This is a genomic window from Pseudomonas sp. PWP3-1b2 (assembly GCF_049896045.1).
In the GTDB taxonomy this organism is placed as follows: domain Bacteria; phylum Pseudomonadota; class Gammaproteobacteria; order Pseudomonadales; family Pseudomonadaceae; genus Aquipseudomonas; species Aquipseudomonas antarctica_B.
Window position 1 is genome coordinate 1 of the sequence record NZ_JAFCTN010000083.1, and the last position, 3,411, is coordinate 3,411.

Below are 3,411 nucleotides of genomic sequence, written 5' to 3' on the forward strand. Positions count from 1 at the left end.
TTGGTTACTTTTGGCTGGGCCGGCTTCCGGGCGTTTGCCAAAAGTGACCCGCTGTAAGAGCGGAACCCATATCAGCCATCACCCAAATCCCGGATATACACCCAAATCAAACACCCCGAGCCCGCATAAAATCCCCCCACCTGCGCACCAGATAATTATGCTCATCCATCACCGAATTCCACACCGCAATGTGCCCCATGCGCTGCTCATAAGACCCCCCATCGCGCACATCGCCGACGTCAATCAACGGCAACCCATCACTGCCAGGCAATTCCTCCCGAGCAACCATCCCGGCATACCAATAATCCCACTCAGCACTGCTCAAATGGTCCCGCGTACGCGCCGGGTTCCCGATGTAATACCCCTGCCGAGCCATCACCGCCCCAGGCCACCCCGACAACCACCAATTCAAATAAGCATAAGCCGCGTCCAGTACAGGCCCCTGAGCATGCCGCGACAACGACAACCCACCAAACCACGCGCGATACCCCTCACGCGGCACCGCCAGCCGGTACTTCACCCCCGCACGGTGCAAGCGCATCAACGTCGGTGACCACAAACTCTGAATGTCGATGCTGGGGCTGAGCATCAACTGCGCCGCCTCCTCATCATCCGACCAGAACGCCGCAAAGTGCCCCTCCTTCTGCTTGCGCACCAGAATGTCGGCGAGCACATCAATCTCCTCGATGCTCATATTGCCGATGTCCTTGAACTGCGCCAGCCCCGCGCCCTGCACCGCCAGCGCGGCATCCAGCGCGCCAATCGCCGCATCACTTTGCAACGCGGTGCGTGCCCGCCAAGCCGGGTCGAGCAACCAGCCCCAGCTTTCATTGCCATGGCTGAACCCTTCCGGCAAACGCTCAGGGCGGTACGCAAAACTGTCCGCATTGTGGGTCAAGGGCAACATGCTGATGCGTTCAGTGACAGTGCTGCCGAGGCTGCCATCGTGCTGCACAAACAGGCGCTCGCTCGGCACGCTGCCGCTGCCCAGACGGTCATTGGGCGACAGGCGCCCACGCTTGGGCAGGTCGTTGATCTCATGCCACAGCGCAATGCGCCGCGTGTCGATAGGCTGAATCGCCCGCGCGGGCCACACGAAATCGACGTTGTGAAACCACTGGTCATAGAGGTCGTAGCTGTCAGGCTGCATCACCGCAATGCGCTGGGCCTGTTCGACATCGTGCACCTGGTACACCAGGCGAATACCCAGCTCTTGCTCGGCACGCACGCGCAACGCTTCGAGCAAAGTGACGGAAGTCCCGAGGACGCGAAGGGTGATCATGCCGAGAACCGCCGTGAGAACACGTCAAAGGAGCGTCGCAACAACGCCGGGTCGAGGCCGCGCAGGATAAACACCAGGCGCGACTGGCGCTCGGTGCCCGGCCAGGCGGGCAAGTGCACCGGTGCGTGCAGGCAGTGCTGCACGCCATGAATGACGATGGGGGCCAGGCTTGCGTTCACGTTGAGCAGTCCTTTGACGCGAAGGATTCGTTCGCCGTGGCATCTTAGCAGCATCGACAACCACACCCCGAACCCCACCCAGTCCAGCGGCTTGTCAAAGGTCAGGCAGCACACTTGCGCCGCGCCATGAGTGGCGGTGGTGGCTTGATGCAGTTGCCAGCGGCTGACCTCCACCGCCGGCTCGGCGCTGCGCAGGCCTTCGCCGAGCAGCAATTGGTCGCCGCTGTGAATGTCATGGGTATTGAGGATTGGCGTACCGGCGTTGAGCGCCTGCAAGTGCGCACGCAGAGCATCGCACTCGCCGTGCAGGTCGGTCTTGCTCAACAGCAGGCGATCCGCCGCGGCCACCTGGGCCAGCCACTCCGGGTGCAGACGCTCTTGCAGCGCGGCATGGCTGGCGTCGACCAAGGTGATCACCAGACCAATATGAAAGCGCCCACGCAACTGCACGTCGTTGTTCAGAGTGGCGAGGATGGGCGCCGGGTCAGCGAGGCCGGTGGTCTCCAGGATCACGCGTTTGAAGGCCGGAATCTCGCCGCGCTCGCGGCGTTGCAGCAGGCCAAGCAGCGCGTCTTTCAACTCACCGCGAATCGAGCAACAGACGCAACCGCTGGGCAGCAACACCGTGTCCGGCGCGACTTCTTCCACCAACAGATGGTCGATACCGACGTCGCCGAACTCGTTGATCAGCAGCGCGGTGTCGCCCAGGCTTTCGCCCTGCAGCAGGCGTTTGAGCAAGGTGGTCTTGCCACTGCCGAGAAAGCCGGTGATGACATTAAGGGCGATGCTCATGATGACTCCAGGTGATCCAGCAGGCGTGGGTCGAGGGGGTCCAGCGGGCGGCCGAGCATGCTTTCGGCCGCTTGCCACAGCTGATCCAGACCGCTTGCCAATGCTTGCTTGCCGGTTGCGCCCAACAATAGATACGACGCACCCTGAAAATCTTCGACCTTGAGCCGAAACACCGCCAGCACCTGATTGATCGCCGCGATCCGGCGCAGGCGCTCGCGGCGCCTTGGCAGCTCATCGCCCAAGGGGTCGCTCCAGTGCAGGTCTTCACCGAGCAGCCCGCAGAGTCCGCACATGGCTACACCTCATTCATGGCATGACATCGCCGGAGTTCGGGCCAAGGGTCTGGCCGACAAACAGGTTGCCGCCCGGCTCACTGGCCAACAAGACGGCGATGGGCGCCACTTCATCTGCCAGGCCGAAGCGGCCCAGGGGCAGTTCCCTGGCCTTGGCGCGTTTCCAGTCGTCGCTGATGCCTTCCACCAACGGCGTCTCGATCGGGCCGGGCGCAATGGCGTTGACCAGCACATTGTCTTTGGCGACTTCCAGCGCCAACGATTTGGTAAAGCCGATCACCCCGGCCTTGGCGGCGGCGTAATGGGTCAGCTCGGCACCGCCCTTGATGCCCAGTTGCGAGGCCACATTGATGATCCGCCCCCAGCGCTGCGCGAGCATGTGCGGCAGGGCGCGCTGGCTGGCGACGAACACGCTGGTGAGGTCGACGCGCAGCATGTCGTTCCACATCTCGAGGGTCAGATCGACGCAGCGCGCCTGGGTGAGCATGCCGGCATTGTTGACCAGGATGTCGATGCCGCCGAAGTGCTCGACGCAGCGGTCAACGCTGGCCTGGGCGCCTTCGACAGTGCCGACATCGGCCAGGCATTCGAACACCTCGGCGCCGAGGTTGCGGCAGGTGATCGCGGTTTCGGCGAGGCTGGCGGCGTTGCGGTCAGCCAGCAGCAGGCGTGCGCCTTCGGTGGCGTAAGCGCGGGCGATGGCGGCACCGATTCCGCTGCCGGCGCCGGTAATGACGGCGCGGCGGTTAGTCAGTTGAGGCATGTAAATTCTCCAGCGACAAACACCATTCCCTGTGGGAGCTGGCTTGCCTGCGATGGCGGTGGGTCAGTAGATACATAGGTAGCTGACCCACCGCCATCGCAG

General features: G+C 63.1%; 4 protein-coding genes. All 4 read right to left on the bottom strand.

Going from position 1 to position 3,411, the window contains the following annotated elements:
- Positions 1-106: 106 nt before the first annotated feature.
- From ACP7A2_RS27010 to ACP7A2_RS27025, 4 genes are read right to left on the bottom strand one after another with little or no spacing between them, the layout of a single operon-like run.
- Entirely contained in the window at positions 107-1,282 is a 1,176-nt protein-coding gene (locus tag ACP7A2_RS27010) for an ABC transporter substrate-binding protein (protein ID WP_426136832.1), read from the bottom strand.
- Positions 1,279-2,253: a CobW family GTP-binding protein gene (locus ACP7A2_RS27015; protein WP_426136833.1), complete on the bottom strand. Its 975-nt coding sequence runs from the start codon at positions 2,251-2,253 to the stop codon at positions 1,279-1,281. The genes ACP7A2_RS27010 and ACP7A2_RS27015 overlap by 4 nt, the downstream gene beginning before the upstream one ends.
- Entirely contained in the window at positions 2,250-2,546 is a 297-nt protein-coding gene (locus tag ACP7A2_RS27020; RefSeq protein ID WP_375071081.1) for a hypothetical protein, read from the bottom strand. Before ACP7A2_RS27020 ends, ACP7A2_RS27015 begins: the two co-directional genes overlap by 4 nt.
- A gap of 13 nt (positions 2,547-2,559) precedes the next feature.
- On the bottom strand, positions 2,560-3,309 hold the full coding sequence (locus tag ACP7A2_RS27025; RefSeq protein WP_426136834.1) for an SDR family NAD(P)-dependent oxidoreductase: 750 nt from the start codon (positions 3,307-3,309) through the stop codon (positions 2,560-2,562).
- Positions 3,310-3,411: the final 102 nt, after the last annotated feature.